Origin of the sequence: Psychrobacter sp. 1044 (genome assembly GCF_904846525.1) — a bacterium.
Classification (GTDB): domain Bacteria; phylum Pseudomonadota; class Gammaproteobacteria; order Pseudomonadales; family Moraxellaceae; genus Psychrobacter.
Genome location: NZ_CAJHAZ010000001.1, coordinates 61,665 through 77,989, shown reverse-complemented (window position 1 = coordinate 77,989; position 16,325 = coordinate 61,665). Strand labels below are relative to the sequence as shown.

The window sequence follows — 16,325 nt, the reverse complement described above, 5'->3', positions numbered from 1 at the left end:
GCCACTCTAATTTCTATGAATGGTATAAAATTATTTTTATTAAACGGCGATATAAAACTGATATACAAAATTAGAGCAGCTATTGAGCATTATTAGTAAACAAGCAATTTATAATTGATTCACTTTAAAACTGCTTATATACAACTATTAACCGTGTTTTTTTAATAATACCTTTCTACTGAATCGGCAGCGCATAGCGGGTGTCATCATGATGCTGCGTCGCAGGCTGCGATATCAAAAACCCACCCTGACCCAAACTACCAAAACTGCTCTCAGATAACGACAAAGGGGTGATGTATTGCTTGTCCAACTCGAGTTGCATCTCGACCGCCAAGCAAACACCGCACCATTTACGGATAAAATCAATAATGACTTGATACATATCCCCTGCTGGTAACAGTCTTAAATAGCGTTTGGCATCCAACTGATGAAAGATAATTCTAATTTTGCTATCAAACTGTACGACGCGCGCACCGCAAAATGCGGACAACCCAAGGGCAGCATGCTGACCACCAAGTGCTGTCTGTTCACTGGCTGGTAGATCAAACCACTCCGGCACGAACTGCTCGACACTGACAGTGCTATCTAAAAAATGCGACAGTACATGTGACAACTGATCGGCTGTCAGGCGTCCTGGGGCGATCATGCCAGCATAGGCAATCAAGCTATCGATGGCGGTTAGCTTCTTCGGCTGACGCGCCAATGCCCGCAAGCTCAGTAGATAGTTGTCTTTTTTATTATTTATCTCATACTGTAATGGCAAGTTATAAAACCAACTCGCTTCCACGTACAAATCCGTCAATCGATGGTTAAATAAATCTAAAAAAGCTGGTGCTGCCTTATCTTTTGCATGATTGACTCGCGAGGCTAGATGGTCGGTATACATCGCTGGCAAGGCTGACAACGGGCCAGTCAATCCGATAACTGCAGGGCAAACCTCTACCTGCCTGGCCTTTAATGAACCAGCCTTTATTTGACCATCCTTTAATGAGCTGCCACTGTCTTCCATATTGTCCTGAACAATGAGCGCCATCGACTCAATTTCAGCTTGCGGATAGGCCAATGACAACGAGGCACGATAACGTACCTCAATAGGTGCATGCCCCATACTGACTTCATGACGAACCAAACGTAGTGCTTGCAATAACTCGTAGGATTGCGGCGCCGCCATTAGATCCGTTAAATAAGAGGACTGAGACCGCTGCGTGGCTGACATCTGTATATCTCCTCTTTAGTAGTGGCATCACTAATGGACACTTCAACAAAGCTGTTTAAGCTGGCGTGATAGCCAAACACATGCGCTAATAAGTGGGCAAACTGGCGGATACTCACTCCAGCAAAATTCTTTTGGTTGATTTGAATATTGATCAGTGTACCGCGCACAAAACCAGGCTGTGGCAAGCGCTGAATACGTCGAGCTTCGATACTGGTTTCGACAGACACAATACCTTCGACCAACAGTTTGTTAGAAGCAGATTGGGTAATGTCATATAGCGACAGATACTCTTTCATCAGCTCCGCATCTTGGGCGGCAAGCGATAAAAAATTCAGACTAATCAGCGATATCAAGCGCCAACGCTCTTCACCGGTATAGTCAAACCTTGCAGTCCGAGTTGGCTGCTTTAATAAAGACAAACTGCTAAAGCCAGTCATCCCTTCGCTAAACAAATCGCCACGGCTTTGACCGAATACCACTTGAGCCGGCAAATCTCTATTGGTACACAATAAAGACGCACTCATGCTCACCGCGCCAGCTACATCTTCGCGGTTTTTTTCTACAAACATAATCTGATATTCAAAACCCTGCTTGAATTCAGCCATATCCTTATCACGTTTGATATGGTAATAACGACCATCATCTTGCTGCTCATAGTGATTGAGCGCATAAAATGGATGATATTCACGTTGTATCAAACGATTATCGCTTTGCTTGGACTCTATGACTTTATTAACCTCATAGATTTCATGTTGAAACAGCGCAAGAGTATCAGGCACCAAATCGTAATAGATCGAACGATGGGTAACTTGAATAGGCTTAGCAGCCGCCTTGAATAAATTGACAACGGGCGTACAAAACAGCTTGATACTGCTGGCACTGAGCTGCTGCAAGTTTTTTAGGCGGATGGTATTTTTTTTATCAAATCTAAAGTAACAGCGAATCTCAAAGCCATTGCTATCGATCTTTAAATTTGGACAAACCTTACCAAGATTAAGGCGCAAGAAATTGAATTTTTCAGGGAAATAGAAGTATTCCTTTAATAAGGCAGAGGCAGCATTACTCACTCGATGACTCGGAAGAATTTGCTGCTCAGGATCGAAGCCTATAATCTCAAACGGACTACCCGTAATCTTATTGACCTGCCTACCATGCAGATGCGTTTGCTTGACATCACACCCTAGTAAATCCCATAGACTAGTACCCTGACTGGCGTCCTCGTCTATATACAAATCTAACGAGTGGTTTAATAAGGCTTGATAGTCAAAGCTTGAATTGAGCCCCTTAAACTTGATACTGATACAGCCATTCAGCAGTCCATGCTGATTGTCATACACCTCTTGACGAGTTTCAAAGTCGACGCTATCTATCTGTAGCGGCAGCAAGGTCACATCTTGGGTTGACTGAAACTGGCAAGGCGTGCCATTTATTTTTTGGCTGGCGAAAGGGCTGTTTTTAGGGACTAAGACTGCCTCGCTCATCGCATTGCCCTGTACGCCTAGATTAAACTGTGCAATAGAGACCGATGGAAAAGGTTTGAGATAATCGGGATAAACGACTTCTAATAGAGATTCGGTAAAATCAGCGTATGAATCGTCCAATTTTTTATTGATGCGCGCACTGATGAGCGAAAAAGCCTGTATCAACCGCTCTATATGCGGATCATCGACGGTATCGTGCCCCATCAACAACCGATTGGCTATTTTGGGATATTTTTTGGCAAATTCTTTTGACTGTTTATTAAACAGGCTAAGCTCATGCTCAAAGTAAGGAAGTAAACTGTCCATGACGCCTCAATATATTGATCGCTGCTAACTGTATAAATTGAGCGGTAGTAGTAGTTATTTCATTAATGGGATAATGATTATTTTATTAAGTAACGCTGAGAGCTTGGCTCAAAGAACGCATCGAAGCTGACCAGCTCTTGTGCTGGATAAACCTTTAATAATGCTTCAATAGAAAAACACAGTTGATTGACATCAACAGCGCCAATATCTAGCGATACGCGAACGTTTTTTAGCCGGGTATCTTGCTGCTCGACTGTTTGGGCGATTTGGCGACAGATATAATCACAGTCAGTAGGATTGGCACTGCTGAGTCCCACAAAATCTAATATGCCAAAATTCAATATCGATGAACGCACATGCTGATACTTTTGCAGTCTACTAGACACCACACAACGCGTATTTAATAAAGCTTCAAGGTCTCGTGCGACCGAAGACTTTAGCTCATCGATATTAAGACGACGAACCACGAGCTCATGCGACAAATGACGGGGCTGATCATCAAATAACTGCTCGAACAAATTTGGGCGAAAGCCAATTTCTTTGTTAGAGGCGTTAGTGGCGTAATTCATTGATATAATCATTCCTATTTAACAAACAAAAAAGAAAGGCCTAGATATAAACCTTTCTTTTTCGGTAGGACACAATAGATGACACCTGATACAACCTAAATTAGGCGGTATAAGTAGCAGTGTTGTTGGCTAGTGACCATTTTTTAGTCACAGCGCCTTTAGCAGTACCATCGATATCTTGCTGAGTATAAGTCCACTCAACAGCTGCATACTTGATACCGACTTTTTCGATTGGTACGCCTTCAGAACGTACCGTTGGCTCGACACTTGCGATCAGCGCATGCTTAAGTTTTACTTCAAGATATTTAACGCGTTTGTCACCGTTAGCACGATAAAAATCAATTTGGATCTCATCAAAAGTATAACCAGCAGAACACGCTTCCCATAGTTTAGGGCTAGTCGAGTCCAAATCTTTCATAAACGTCATGTCAGCATGCTCACAACGCTCAGAAGTATGACCACCAACGCTACTTGCTGTCGCTGATTTTGGCTGACGGATCAAGTGATCCCAAGTATTTACTTCAAGCCAACCTTTATGCTCGCTATCACGAGACTCGCCATCAATTTTATATTTACCGCGGAACTGAATATAAATATCTTTCATATCACATACCTTTTTTAAAATTTAAATTTCACGTTAGTTTTAATAAACGATCAGCTGTTGCTAGATTGCGGCAGTTGAGTGACCAGACGCAAAGAAACAGACAATTCGTCAAGTTGAAAGTGTGGTCTCAAAAAGACCACGGACTTGTAGACACCAGGCTTACCCGGCACTTCTACAACTTGTACAGAAGCTTCGCGCAGTGGGTACTGGGCTTTTGCTTCTTGTGAGGCGCCGTCATCTAGCAAGACATAACGAGAAATCCAGTCATTTAAAAACGACTCAACATTACCAGGTGCTAAGAAGCTACCTACCTTATCGCGCATCATTGCTTTTAGGTAATGGGCAATACGTGACACCGCCATGATGTACTGCAATTGAGTGGATAGCGCAGCATTGGCGTTGGCATCATCGTTTTGATACGTTTTTGCTTTTTGTGTAGATTGAGCCCCAAAAAAGGCCGCGTAATTGGTATTTTTGCAATGGACTAACGGGATAAATCCTAAGTCGCTCAACTCTTTTTCTCGGCGATCGGTGATAGAGATTTCCGTTGGACACTTAAGCGCCAAATCCCCTTCATCCGTCTTAAAGGTATGAACAGGTAACCCTTCAACCAAGCCACCACCCTCAACGCCGCGAATGGCAGCACACCAGCGATAGTCAGAGAAAGCCGCCGTCAAGCGTGAAGCAAAGGCATAAGCCGCGTTCACCCATAAATAATCGTCATGATTATTACCAGAAACTTCTTCCGTAAAGTTAAATCCTTCGACTACTGTGCCGTCTTTAGGATCGTAAGGCAGACGACCTAAAAAGCTAGGCACGGTTAACGCAACATATCGCGCATCTTCTGACTGTCTGAACGCGCGCCAGCGTATATATTCAGCGGTTTCAAATATCTTTGATAAATCTCGCGGGCGACCAATATCAGTAAAGGAGTCGAGACCAAACATTTCAGCGGAAGCCGCCGACACAAAAGGTGCATGAGAAGCAGCCGCAACATGAGACAATTGCTCAAGAAGATACATGTCTGAGTTTTGGCGAGTAAATTCAAAGTCACCAACGATAGCGGCATAAGGTTCACCACCGAAGCTACCAAACTCTTCTTCGTATATTTTCTTAAACAGCGTGCTTTGATCAAAATCAATTGACGATTGAAAATCTTTAGTCAGTTCGCGCTTCGTAGTATTCATCATACGAATCTTTAGCATGGATTCCGACGGAGTCTGGCTACATAAATAATGCAAGCCACGCCAGCTGGACTCTAGCTTTTGAAACTCGGGCGCGTGCATGACGGTGGTCAGCTGCTTGGAGATCAACGCGTCAATTTGGGCAATACGCGCGTCAATCGATGCGGCCAAATTATCTGACAACGTTACGGTGCCTTGCATGACTTCATTGGCAAGCTCTGCAATTTGCGACTTGGCACGATTTTTTTCGTCATCCGACTTGGCAACGTTACTTTTATTGACGATTTCTTCGAGTAAGTCATAACTGTCATTATTTAACGCATCAGGTGCTAGATTTTGCTGGGCTTGGGCACTCATCGTTTAATCCTCACCGTCGGTTTGATTTTGTTCCGCCATTTTTTTGACTTGCTCAGTATTTTTAAGCACGTCATCTAATAGGTCTTCAAGTTTTTCGTTGGCCGATATTTTGTTGCGTAAATCTGCCAAGCGATCTCGTGCTTGTACCAATTGCTTTAGTGGCTCAATTTGCTCAGCAACCGCTTCAGGACGAAAATCGTTGATACTATTGAATGCCAAATCAACCGCGAATTCGCCGCCTTTATCACTCAAGTCATTGCCTACTCGAAAGGTCGCACGCGGTGCTAGACCTGACATCACCTCATCAAAGGTATCCAAGTCCACTTCGACAAACTTTTTGTCCTTAAAGCGTGGTTGTTCAAGGGTGGAATCTCCTGAAAACTCTCCCAAAACGCCAACGACAAAAGGAATTTCCTTGGTTTCGATCGCATCGCCTACTTCAACGTCATAAGTCAGATGCACCCGAGGCGCACGTACTTTTGCGAGTTTCTTTTGTACACTGTCTTGCTTTGCCATAATAAGTTACCTCAGCAATGTCTAGTTTGAACGCAATATACTGAATGGATCAGTCGATTTGGCGTTACTTTTTTTGGTAGGTGAAGGTTTAATAACAGGCTTAACTTTTGGTGGTCGTGGCGGTTTTTTTACGGCTGGTTTTTTCTTAATAGGCTTCGATGCTTTTTTTACAGACACTTGGGGCTGAGGTTTTGATTTAGTACCTGATCTACCGCTTCTAGGCTTGACGACTGGCGCTGGTGGTTTCGGCAAAGATTCGTCGTAATTGAAACCATAGATATCACCATATATTTTACTTAAAGCGTACTGATACTCCTTCAAAAACGCTGCATCCACTTCATCAGTGAGATAATCTGATTGCAGTTGGCTTTGGGAGACGATAGCGCTGCTATTGAGTAGTATCTTTTTTAGCTTAGCAGTGCTTTGACCCAGATCAATGGCTTCACTGGCTGCGTAAACAGCATAAGCATGATAGCCATTGTTAGAATAAATCTGCGCCAAAATCTCCCATGCTAGCGAGTCATTAGGATTACGAGATACTCTTTGATTCAAATCCGTGACCAGTTGATGCAGTTGCGGTGATTTTGCATCAGCATTTTTGAGTGCCGAAAATTGATTTATGATGCTAGAACCGGGGTCTTTTTCTTGTATGACAAGCTCACTATGGGCGGTAGTCATTGCTGAACCCATGATGAATAGACCTGCCAAAAACGCTTTGGATAGCGTAAAACTGACTCTAATATTGCTTCTGATACTGGTCATTGTAAGTCGGTGCTCGCCATTATTGGTGTGAGATAAATACATGCGCCTGCTCAACATTATTTTAATTAGACGCGTTAACTAAAGTGGTGATATTGGTGAGCGTTTCATTCAGTGTCGCCTTATCACCACTATTCATCAAACTATTATCGTGATAAGCATCAATATTACTTTCCATCACTTTAACTGCTGAAAGCATGGCAAGCTGACGTGCATCAAGCCTTTCACTATCAACGCTTAGAGCTTCATTAGCTGCTCTCAATGCCCGTGCATAGCGTTTTTTTTCATAGTTATTTTTGGCAATAGTCATCCACGCTTCACTGCTAAGTTGATTGCCGTTTGACAAATAGGCAAGCGAAGGCTCACTCAACTGCTTCACTATTGGTTTGCTGACCGTGGTTTGTACATTTTTCTGAGCAGTGGTGCCACAACCCGCTGTCAATAAAGACGCGCTAAGTAAGACTGATAGCAGACCTGCGGTGGCAAGTTTAGTACGATAAATAGGATTCATAACAACAGTATCATCACTAAAAATATAAAAGGATAGATTTTTAAAAGAAATAAATACAACTAAAGTTCATTAATTATAAAAAATCAATGAGGTTGATTATACATATACTTGACAATATTTCAATAAACTCTATACTTTTCTTAATAAATAATTTAGTAAGTCACCCATTCAAGCCATTTTCTTGGTATAAAATAAGCAGTAACGGTACCCTTCTTATGCCTTCTAAGACCAATCGTCTACATAATATTACCGTTCATACTGATAATTCAACGATAAACACCTTTTACCCTGTTGCATTTTGCGGTGCAAGCGGCATTAATCAATCTGATAATATTGACATACTAGTGTTTAGTTATAATTTTATCGAATCGAACGCTTGTTTATCATTAATCAATGCTCCGATATGCTTAACCACGTTTTCCGCTGATCGTACCGCTAGCTGTCGTACTGGGCTGATACGTGGCATCCGTTATCAGCAATCTGATGGCGCGATGCACTTTTATACTTTAGAAGTTGTTAGCCCCGATTGGCAGTTGGCACAGTCGATACATACCCGCAGTTTTATCAATCAATCGACGCTCGATATTGTTACCCTCATCCTTAGTGATTACGATTTAAATTGGCAAATATCTGAGTCTCTTTTGTCATCCGATGATGAATCATCCGCACGTTTATCGGCACCTTTATCAATGCGCACCCAGTCGGATGTCAGCGACTATGAATTCATCACTGGACTGCTCGCTGATATTGGTATATCGACTTTATGGGTGTCAGGGAATTGCGTTGATGAGCTTGGCACGTGGTGGTTGGTTGATGGTTTAGACACAGGCGAGCTCATACCGCTGACCTATAGTTATGCCCAATCATCCGTACAATCAGGTCAAGATAGTGTCAATACGCTACAAATGAGGTCGCAGCAACTTGGCAGTGATAGGGTAATAGTACGAGCAGATGGGTTGGCGGCAGATACTATTTATGAAGGTCAAGCAGTAGATGAGTCACTGCTTGCGATAGATGACACGACGGTATTAATTGGTGCGCCGTCTCGCGTGCACAGCGATGATGCCGCCGCTCATCTTGCACAGCAATGGATATCTGCCAATCACTGTCAGCGCGAAACTTATCAAGCGACTGGAGCCATGCGTGGTCTAAGTGTCGGTAGCCCAGTGAGTATCAATAACCTACCCTCTATTGGAAGCTTATCGACGCATTGTATCGCGGTTACCTTAATCGGTATTGAGCCTGACAACGATAGCGTTTCATACCATCATCAAATATTTATCAAACAGTGGTTACAGCGCACTGCTCAGCATATGCACTGTCATGCAATGAATCACAGTCACTTTTCAATACCTGAACATGGCTTTGACATCGCCCGCAATACTGGGATTTGGGTATCAGCGACGTTACTTGACGCAGCTATTCCTTATTGCCCTTATCCCAGTTCTTTATCCTTTGCCAGTAGCACTTACACGGGTCTCACCCAAGCACGTACTGGTGACACAGGTTTATCAGCCTCCCCCAGCTATGACTCAAGTGTCAGTACTGACAATCTACAGCAAACTATTACTACGCCTGTCTGGTCAGGTATCAGCCCTCATGATGATGGCACTACCCCGCCCCTGCGCTCATTGCAACTTTCATCTGGTAGCACGCATGGTTGGCAGTTTGCGCCAAGGCTGGGACAGTCGGTGCTGCTTAACCATTGGTATGGCGATATCGACAGTCCTGTGATTAGCAGGTCGCTTTATGACGGTATCGGTATGGGCGATATCGATGACAAAGACATCACCACTCGTGACGCAGGCTTATCGAATAGGCACAACTTGCAAGGCGGATCTTCTCCTCGTTGGCATGGTGGTGGTTTGGGTCATTCGCAAATTAGTGAAGATGATACTCACAGTGGTTGGATCTCTGGTATTGCTCAATATGGGCTGACGTCTGATTCTGAAGTGACCCTAAGCTTTGATGATACGCCCAACCAGATAGGAATGCAGTGGTCGGTGAATACAGGATCACGTGCCAATGCTGAAACACCAACCATCACTTCTAGCACCACCTTTGCCCCTGATGAGCACGTACTTGAGCTTGGCGTGCTACGTCATCGTTATAGCAATCATCAATCATCAATCAGTGGACAAGGTATTAATCTAGCAACCGACCATGGTTTGCAAATTACAGGTGAGTCTGGAGTACTGCTCTCCACCTTTGATATCAGACATAGTCAAAGCGAGCACGAGTCTGCTTGGGTCAATGATGCAGGACAACGTCAACTAAAACTGGGCACTGAGCTGAGCGAGACCTTTCAAGAGACCAAGCAGGCACATTTGCAATCCACGGCAGCCATGCAGACCGCCAATCAATCGATAAAAGCGTTTAAAACCAGCGCACAAATCATCGATGAGACGCTAAATACGGAAGTATTGGGCGCTGCTGATGTGATGCTGGTCAGTAAAGACAGTATCTTAGCGTCAGCAAGTAATACCCTATGGACGGCGAAAACAATAGTCAGACAATCAGGCAGTACCCAGTCGGATGTGGTGGCAGGCAATTATACGCTGACGGCAAATACGATTGATTCGCTCTCTGGGGTTGGTAGTCAAGCCGATCGGTCAGGTCTACATATCAGTGCCAATAGAGAGCCACTTGGTATTCAGGCACAAGGCGGTGAGATGCAATTGCACAGTCAGCAAGGTATGACGATTGGTAGTGAGTCGGGACAGGTGAATGTGTCGAGTCCTAAGCGGATCAAGCTGCAAACGTCAGCAGGAGCATCGATTACGATTGATGATAGTGGGATTAAACTGGTGTGTCCGGGGGTGGTTAAGATCAAAGCGGTGAAGAAGGGTTTGGTGGGTGGGGCTAAAGTGAATGCGCCAGTGGTTGCTTTACCGACCTCGGGATTGTTTAGCAAGGCATTTGATCTTAAAAAGCTGTTACCGCAAGATTTTATAGATCAAGGTATTAGCTACAAACTGATAAATCACTCTAAAGGAACAGAGTTTGAGGGTAAGCTTGATGAAGATGGTCAGACTTTAAGAGTGTTTGGGGATAAGGCTGATAAGGTTGAGTTTGTGTTTGAACAGGGCGCTTACTTCTCTAAACAATGTGAGAACGCACATAACGAGGAAGATATCATTGGTTCATTTAATCCTTTTGATGGAGAACAATCTAATTCTGATATTGAAGACGATGATGACGATTTCTGCTGTTAAATATTTTTATTTTCAAGAAACATTCTTAGTAAGCTAGAAAATGGAGCTAAAATGAAAAATATTGCAAAAATAGCTGTATTATCAACTTGTTTGATAACACAATTTTGCTTAGCGCAAGATGCTGAGAATTTTTCAGTTATAAAGACTTGTTCACAAGATATATGTTCTGTATATCGTATACTTGAAGGTAAGAGTAAAGAGATAGTCAAATTTGATACTAATAAAATCAGTGATATAAAAAAAATTGATGATAATCTCTATTATTTTCATATATCCTGTGGTAGCCCTTGTGGATATGGACATTACATCACAAGTAAAGATTTATTCTTAACAAAAGACAATGAAATTTTATTCGATAAAAATAGGAAATGTATCATTTATGCAGACTGGAATGAACATAAAGTATTCTCTCGAATTTTAAGTGATAAAAAACCCTTCAATAAATTACTCTATGATTTTTCAAATATGGCAATGTATAAGGATAATGAGGATTATCAAGAACTTCTGAATACAGAACCATTACACCAGATATTTAAAGAAGATGCATTTATTGATAATAAAGGAACTCTACATCTATATGCTTTCGGAAAGCAATCTAATTTAATCACACTCGAAATTGAAAACGCTTGCGAGAGTTAATATGAGCTATAGTAAAGAGTTTAAAGTTTTTGTAGCTACTATTTATGGTGAAGCTGGTGCTAGTAGCACGCGTAGTTGGGAAGTAATCGCCCACTCTATAAGAAATAGAATTGGATTTGGGAATTGGACAGATTACAGTACTATTAATGGTATCGTTACTACAACAGGTTTTGATGCCTACACACACAACACCAAACCTTACCGTAACGCAATGACTAAACTTAATGCCAACAATTTTAACTCAGATAAAGTTGGTCGAATTGTCAAGAATATTATTAATACTGTTCAGCCAATTTATGAAGGTAAAGTTAAAGATGATACTAATGGCGTTGTATTTTATTGGAGTCCAAAGGCTCAGAAACAACTCCATAGAGATCAACCAAGTCTTTATACTACTGAAATACCTGTTTGGGTAAATGATAATAAAAAAGAAATTGTTTCAATTAGTGGAACTGAAAAGGATGATTTTCAATGGTTACGATTTAAACGTTCAAAAATATTTGTTACTTTGCATGACAATAAAGGTTTGTCAATGGATGGATTAAGCGTTGACATAAGATTCGCTTCTGGCAAAAAGATCCCTGTCTTATCTAACTTAAAAACAAACAGTAAAGGACAATTACCCGTCTTTTTTGCTCGAATAGAGATGGGTGTTAGATTTATAGTTAATGGAACTTATCTAAAGGATAAAAAAGGTAGTAATCTAAAAATTCTACCTACTGGCAAAGACATTGTGGCAACAATAATAGTAGATACAGGCAATGGCTTTAAGTCTAGTTTAGAAAAACATGAAACAGATATAAGAGATAGTCAAAATCAACATGATACTACAAGCAATGAAGTATCAGTCGCAACTTCTGAAAAAGACGATGATATATTAAGTGAAGTTACTTTCAACATAAAACTAGTAGAAGGCGACACAGGTAAGCCCCTATCCAATACAACCTACCATCTTGAGTACAAGAACAACATTAAACCCCATAAAACGGATAGCTCAGGTCTTGAATCAGGTATAAAAGCTGATGTTAGCCAATCTATTGGCGTCTACCTTGATGATGATGGCGGTAAAAAGCAATCCATCTACAGTATGGCATTTCCAGTGACAGGCGACTTGAACGGACAGACCAAAGTACTCAAAGTTCCTGTGGTAACCCTACAACTTATATTCATTGATAAGAACAAAAAGCCTGTTCCTAACTATCAATTTAAAACCGTCTATCGCGGTCGCACCTCTGGGATTAGAAAAGCGAATGCAAGAGGCATAGCCACTGTCAAAGCACTAGCAGGTCAGCAACTAAAAGTCATTCATGTAGCAGCAAATAGATTTACCAGTAATATTGTCACTAATGGCTCAACTGAATGGATATACAGCACTGATAAACTGATTGAAAATAATAGCAGTTCAGCAGGCTCTACTACCTCTAGTAATGCACCCTCCACTACGCCGTCCTCTCAAAAACCAACCCCTACGAAACCTAGTACTTCAAGCGATGTTAGTAAAGGCACTGTCATACGCAATGACAAAGTAACACAACAAGGCCCTACTCATGAAGTTAAGACAGATCAAGCAAAGATCACGATTAAGTTTTTAGATGAAGCTACCAATAAGCCTTTATCAGGATTAACCTATTGGACTCAATCCACTAAATATGGCAAAAACCCATCTACTACTGGCAGTGATGGCACAAGAGGTCGTACACATGATTCAGATGTGGGTATCAGCATTGCGGTGATAGTTAACGAGAATGGTAAGGAAATTAAGAAAGGTACTATCGTCGCTAATAGTGATAAAAACGGTACTGCTTATGTTTATAAGGCTAAGAAGCCTAAAAACTACTTATACCCGTTGCCAATAAATGCAACTGCAGATTACAAATCAGGTATGAGATCTTTTGGAAGCAATCGTTCAAGTGGTAAACGCAAACATGCAGGAGCAGATCTATATGCGCCGACTGGAACGACTGTAAGAGCAATGGAATCAGGTATTGTGTTAAGTACTGGTGGCTTTTATGCAGGCACTGATTTTGTGACCATTAAACATCAAAACCATATTATCAGATATGGAGAGTTAGCACCTGGTTCTATAAAAGTCAAAGCAGAAGATGAAGTAATCAGAGGCCAGCCTATTGGAGCTGTTGGAAAACTTAAGGGTATTAATGTTCCAAGCAACATGTTACATCTTGAAATGTATTCAAATACTAGCGATACCTCTAATCTTACAATCAAAGGAGCAGCGGGTGGCAAATTCAAACGTAGAAGCGACTTAATTAACCCTAATTCTTTTTTAGACAATGCGGATAAATAATTATGAAAAACCTTTCTTTTGTTCTTTTTTCTATGTTTGTACTGTCTTCTTGCTACAACAGTAGTACAACTACATCAAGTGCAAAAATAAATGAAACCGAAGTAATATCAAAACTATCCGTTTCTAACTTTACATCAGTATGCTCACACGACGAAGTGAAGCCTATGAACATTAGTAATAGTTTAACAGTTTGGGGCTTTGATCCATTACTATCTGATAAAGAGCGAAAATGTGACAAACTTAATCTTGAAGAATTCTCGACAATGAACTGTAAATATGATGAAAATTTAATACAAAATCCCGGTATTCACCTTTATAAAGATTCAGAGGGTTGGTTTAAATTTGTATACGAAACTTCTGATATATGCATAAATTCCTTGAAAACATATGCAGCTCAAAGTGAAGAATTTTAAATAGTTATCTTTAAAAATTTTCTACTATAGATATAACAGGCAGCATCAAGGCAACGGATACCCTTAGTAAGCCTAGCTCACCCAAGCCTATGCCTGTACCAGACCAATCTTCTCAAGATCAACGTAACAAACAAAACAAACAGCAACAAGCACAACAACCCTCATCTCCTGAGGCACTAAAAAATGTCACCTTCACTATTAAAATCGTTGAAGGTGATACCCAAAAGCCTATTACTAATTTGCGCTACTACCTTATTTACAAAAGCAAACCCAAAGAGCATCGTACCGGTAATAATGGTATAGAATCTAATATCACAGCAGAAGTCGGTCAAGATATAGAAGTCTGTGTGGCTGGCAATGGCAAATTGCAAGCAGTAACACATTTCAAAGTAAATAGCAGTCATCAAGGTAAAACAATAAGGGCTTTACTGCCTGTAGAAGCATTCAATATAGAAATAAAAGATCATAATAAACAGCCTGTTAAAAATACTAGGTTTATCATTTATTATAGAGGACGAGAAATTGTCAAACAGACCAATAGTCAAGGTTTGATTAATGTAAAAATGCTCGTTGGTTTTGTCTATAAGTTTGGACTAGTGGGTGGTAAACCATTAGCGACACTACGCTGCATCAAGGGAGCACAGACCCAGACTATTAACATTAACGAGGCAGCAAAGAACAAAGCGCAGGGAGTGTAGTGGTCAACTAATTTAGGACATCTGATAAGAGGTTTTGATTAAAGTAGCGTCTCTCTTGTTCTATTGGTGTTAAACAATTATTGAAGCTGTGCGGTCTCACCGTTTGATAATAGCCCCAAATATAGTCAGTGATGGCACTTTTAGCTTCAAAGATATTCTCATAGCAACCCTTTGGTATCCACTCGGTTTTAAAGCTTCTAAAGAAGCGTTCAGTAGGCGCATTGTCCCAGCAGTTTCCTTTTCGACTCATACTTTGCTTCATATCATCACAATTAGCAATGGATTCGGCAAATGCCTTGATAGTGTAATGCGTGCCTTGATCAGAGTGAAACAGCACACCATTTGGTTTGAGTCTCGTGTGATACGCCATCTGTAGTGCTTTACTGGTAAGTATGCTTCGGGTGAGTCTGAGACAGCAAAGCCCGCGACACGACGTGCAAACAAATCTAACACTACCGCTAAATAGCATCAGCCACCTTTAACTCTAACGTAAGTCACGTCTCCTGTCCAGACTTGATTAGGCATGCTTGGACTGAAATTGTGCCTTAGGATATTTTCATAGGTTCTATGCATCTGATCCGCATGCTTATATTTGTGCATCTTTTGCTGACAGCTTTTCAGTCCCATGCTTCTCATAAGCTTACCTGCCAGATAGCGGGTCATTCTGACGCTGTGCTGATACCATAGAATAGCGGCAATGGTGCGAGCACCAGCTGATTGCTTTGAGTCATTAAATATCTGACGTATCAAGGCCTTGGGGGCTGTAGTAGATAAGCACTATGATTGACGGTTTTGTGTGGCTTGATGGCTTCGGCTAGGTCTGTGGCTGGGTTATGTGTGGCTAGTCCATTGCGTATCGCATGTTTGAATATCTGCCCTACTTCTCTAATAGTACGCCTTGCCATTTCATTAGCGCCACGGCTTTCTACTGCTTTGCCAATGGCTAATATATCAGGCGCGGTTATATCATTGATGTTCTTTTGACCAATAGAGGGCTTAACATCACGCATGTAGGCGGAATAGTTACGGGTAAAGGTGCTTTCTGCTAGGTAGGTTTTGCGTTCTGCATACCATGACTGGGCTATGTTATCGAAAATATTTGAACCGTCTTGGATGGCTTGCTGCTCTTTTTTATGATCTTTGGGGTTCACACCATCAGCTATTAAGCGTTTGATCTCAATATTGCGCTGGCGTGCATTTTGAAGGCTCATTACTGGATAAGTTCCAATAGTGAGGGTTTGCTGTTTACCTTGCCAACGGTATGCGCTGATCCATGACTTAACGCCAGTGTAACGCACCCATAATTGCAGCCCGTTACCGTCACTATGTTTGTCAGGTCGCTTTGTATCAATCGAGGTGCTACTGGGCTGTAGCTTATTGATGACGGTATGAGTTAAGGGCATTGGGCTATCCTTTGTTGGTATTGAGAGTATGTATAAACTCTAATACCAACATTCTATATGGTTCGCCATACCCCTACGAGGTAATGAAAACCCAGAAAACGCCCAAAATAAAGGGCTAACCGTCTATGACGGTCAGCCCATTATCGTTG

At 41.6% G+C, this 16,325-nt stretch carries 16 protein-coding genes; 5 read left to right on the top strand and 11 right to left on the bottom strand.

All coding sequences use genetic code 11. The features are described from left to right. Positions 1-175 precede the first annotated feature (175 nt). The 8 genes from tssG to JMX82_RS00295 form a co-directional block, all read right to left on the bottom strand. A complete protein-coding gene (gene tssG, locus JMX82_RS00330; protein ID WP_201538895.1) occupies positions 176-1,216 on the bottom strand; it encodes a type VI secretion system baseplate subunit TssG in 1,041 nt (346 codons plus the stop codon). Continuing rightward, positions 1,180-3,003, bottom strand: coding sequence for a type VI secretion system baseplate subunit TssF (tssF, locus tag JMX82_RS00325; protein WP_201538894.1), 1,824 nt, complete (start codon positions 3,001-3,003; stop codon positions 1,180-1,182). The genes tssG and tssF overlap by 37 nt, the downstream gene beginning before the upstream one ends. Before the next feature lie 77 nt (positions 3,004-3,080). Further along, complete coding sequence (gene tssE / locus JMX82_RS00320) at positions 3,081-3,572, bottom strand: type VI secretion system baseplate subunit TssE (RefSeq protein WP_045451932.1); 492 nt, start codon at positions 3,570-3,572, stop codon at positions 3,081-3,083. Between the two features lie 100 nt (positions 3,573-3,672). Further along, positions 3,673-4,176: an Hcp family type VI secretion system effector gene (locus JMX82_RS00315; protein WP_025651832.1), complete on the bottom strand. Its 504-nt coding sequence runs from the start codon at positions 4,174-4,176 to the stop codon at positions 3,673-3,675. Positions 4,177-4,226: 50 nt separating this feature from the next. Next, a complete protein-coding gene (tssC, locus tag JMX82_RS00310) occupies positions 4,227-5,717 on the bottom strand; it encodes a type VI secretion system contractile sheath large subunit (protein WP_201538893.1) in 1,491 nt (496 codons plus the stop codon). Positions 5,718-5,720: 3 nt separating this feature from the next. Continuing rightward, positions 5,721-6,233 (bottom strand): type VI secretion system contractile sheath small subunit, encoded by a 513-nt coding sequence (gene tssB / locus JMX82_RS00305; RefSeq protein WP_201538892.1) that lies wholly within the window; start codon positions 6,231-6,233, stop codon positions 5,721-5,723. A 21-nt stretch (positions 6,234-6,254) separates the two neighbouring features. Then, entirely contained in the window at positions 6,255-7,037 is a 783-nt protein-coding gene (locus tag JMX82_RS00300; RefSeq protein ID WP_201538891.1) for a hypothetical protein, read from the bottom strand. A gap of 19 nt (positions 7,038-7,056) precedes the next feature. Next, positions 7,057-7,503 carry a hypothetical protein gene (locus JMX82_RS00295; protein ID WP_201538890.1) on the bottom strand — a complete coding sequence of 149 codons (447 nt, stop codon included), beginning with the start codon at positions 7,501-7,503 and terminating at the stop codon, positions 7,057-7,059. A 215-nt stretch (positions 7,504-7,718) separates the two neighbouring features. Between JMX82_RS00295 and JMX82_RS00290 the strand changes: the two genes are divergently transcribed. The 5 genes from JMX82_RS00290 (at position 7,719) to JMX82_RS00270 (ending at position 14,773) form a co-directional block, all read left to right on the top strand. Then, positions 7,719-10,718, top strand: a complete 3,000-nt coding sequence (locus tag JMX82_RS00290; RefSeq protein ID WP_201538889.1) for a contractile injection system protein, VgrG/Pvc8 family — start codon at positions 7,719-7,721, stop codon at positions 10,716-10,718. Positions 10,719-10,769: 51 nt separating this feature from the next. Then, positions 10,770-11,357 (top strand): hypothetical protein, encoded by a 588-nt coding sequence (locus JMX82_RS00285; RefSeq protein ID WP_201538888.1) that lies wholly within the window; start codon positions 10,770-10,772, stop codon positions 11,355-11,357. Between the two features lies 1 nt (position 11,358). Beyond that, entirely contained in the window at positions 11,359-13,662 is a 2,304-nt protein-coding gene (locus tag JMX82_RS00280; RefSeq protein ID WP_201538887.1) for a M23 family metallopeptidase, read from the top strand. A gap of 2 nt (positions 13,663-13,664) precedes the next feature. After that, positions 13,665-14,075 carry a hypothetical protein gene (locus tag JMX82_RS00275; protein ID WP_201538886.1) on the top strand — a complete coding sequence of 137 codons (411 nt, stop codon included), beginning with the start codon at positions 13,665-13,667 and terminating at the stop codon, positions 14,073-14,075. Between the two features lie 89 nt (positions 14,076-14,164). Next, positions 14,165-14,773, top strand: coding sequence for a hypothetical protein (locus JMX82_RS00270; RefSeq protein WP_201538885.1), 609 nt, complete (start codon positions 14,165-14,167; stop codon positions 14,771-14,773). Positions 14,774-14,780: 7 nt separating this feature from the next. Here JMX82_RS00270 and JMX82_RS00265 read toward each other — a convergent pair whose 3' ends face one another. From JMX82_RS00265 to JMX82_RS00255, 3 genes are all read right to left on the bottom strand, one after another. Beyond that, on the bottom strand, positions 14,781-15,143 hold the full coding sequence (locus JMX82_RS00265; protein WP_201538884.1) for an integrase core domain-containing protein: 363 nt from the start codon (positions 15,141-15,143) through the stop codon (positions 14,781-14,783). A 98-nt stretch (positions 15,144-15,241) separates the two neighbouring features. Continuing rightward, positions 15,242-15,523, bottom strand: a complete 282-nt coding sequence (locus tag JMX82_RS14435; protein ID WP_201538883.1) for an IS3 family transposase — start codon at positions 15,521-15,523, stop codon at positions 15,242-15,244. After that, positions 15,520-16,176 (bottom strand): tyrosine-type recombinase/integrase, encoded by a 657-nt coding sequence (locus JMX82_RS00255; RefSeq protein ID WP_227676235.1) that lies wholly within the window; start codon positions 16,174-16,176, stop codon positions 15,520-15,522. The genes JMX82_RS14435 and JMX82_RS00255 overlap by 4 nt, the downstream gene beginning before the upstream one ends. Positions 16,177-16,325: the final 149 nt, after the last annotated feature.

What these genes read in the sequence shown, in the direction of transcription:
- tssG (WP_201538895.1), bottom strand. Translation starts at nt 1,216, where the DNA reads ATGTCAGCCACGCAGCGGTCTCAGTCCTCTTATTTAACGGATCTAATG.
- tssF (WP_201538894.1), bottom strand. Translation starts at nt 3,003, where the DNA reads ATGGACAGTTTACTTCCTTACTTTGAGCATGAGCTTAGCCTGTTTAAT.
- tssE (WP_045451932.1), bottom strand. Translation starts at nt 3,572, where the DNA reads ATGAATTACGCCACTAACGCCTCTAACAAAGAAATTGGCTTTCGCCCA.
- JMX82_RS00315 (WP_025651832.1), bottom strand. Translation starts at nt 4,176, where the DNA reads ATGAAAGATATTTATATTCAGTTCCGCGGTAAATATAAAATTGATGGC.
- tssC (WP_201538893.1), bottom strand. Translation starts at nt 5,717, where the DNA reads ATGAGTGCCCAAGCCCAGCAAAATCTAGCACCTGATGCGTTAAATAAT.
- tssB (WP_201538892.1), bottom strand. Translation starts at nt 6,233, where the DNA reads ATGGCAAAGCAAGACAGTGTACAAAAGAAACTCGCAAAAGTACGTGCG.
- JMX82_RS00300 (WP_201538891.1), bottom strand. Translation starts at nt 7,037, where the DNA reads ATGTATTTATCTCACACCAATAATGGCGAGCACCGACTTACAATGACC.
- JMX82_RS00295 (WP_201538890.1), bottom strand. Translation starts at nt 7,503, where the DNA reads ATGAATCCTATTTATCGTACTAAACTTGCCACCGCAGGTCTGCTATCA.
- JMX82_RS00290 (WP_201538889.1), top strand. Translation starts at nt 7,719, where the DNA reads ATGCCTTCTAAGACCAATCGTCTACATAATATTACCGTTCATACTGAT.
- JMX82_RS00285 (WP_201538888.1), top strand. Translation starts at nt 10,770, where the DNA reads ATGAAAAATATTGCAAAAATAGCTGTATTATCAACTTGTTTGATAACA.
- JMX82_RS00280 (WP_201538887.1), top strand. Translation starts at nt 11,359, where the DNA reads ATGAGCTATAGTAAAGAGTTTAAAGTTTTTGTAGCTACTATTTATGGT.
- JMX82_RS00275 (WP_201538886.1), top strand. Translation starts at nt 13,665, where the DNA reads ATGAAAAACCTTTCTTTTGTTCTTTTTTCTATGTTTGTACTGTCTTCT.
- JMX82_RS00270 (WP_201538885.1), top strand. Translation starts at nt 14,165, where the DNA reads ATGCCTGTACCAGACCAATCTTCTCAAGATCAACGTAACAAACAAAAC.
- JMX82_RS00265 (WP_201538884.1), bottom strand. Translation starts at nt 15,143, where the DNA reads ATGGCGTATCACACGAGACTCAAACCAAATGGTGTGCTGTTTCACTCT.
- JMX82_RS00255 (WP_227676235.1), bottom strand. Translation starts at nt 16,176, where the DNA reads ATGCCCTTAACTCATACCGTCATCAATAAGCTACAGCCCAGTAGCACC.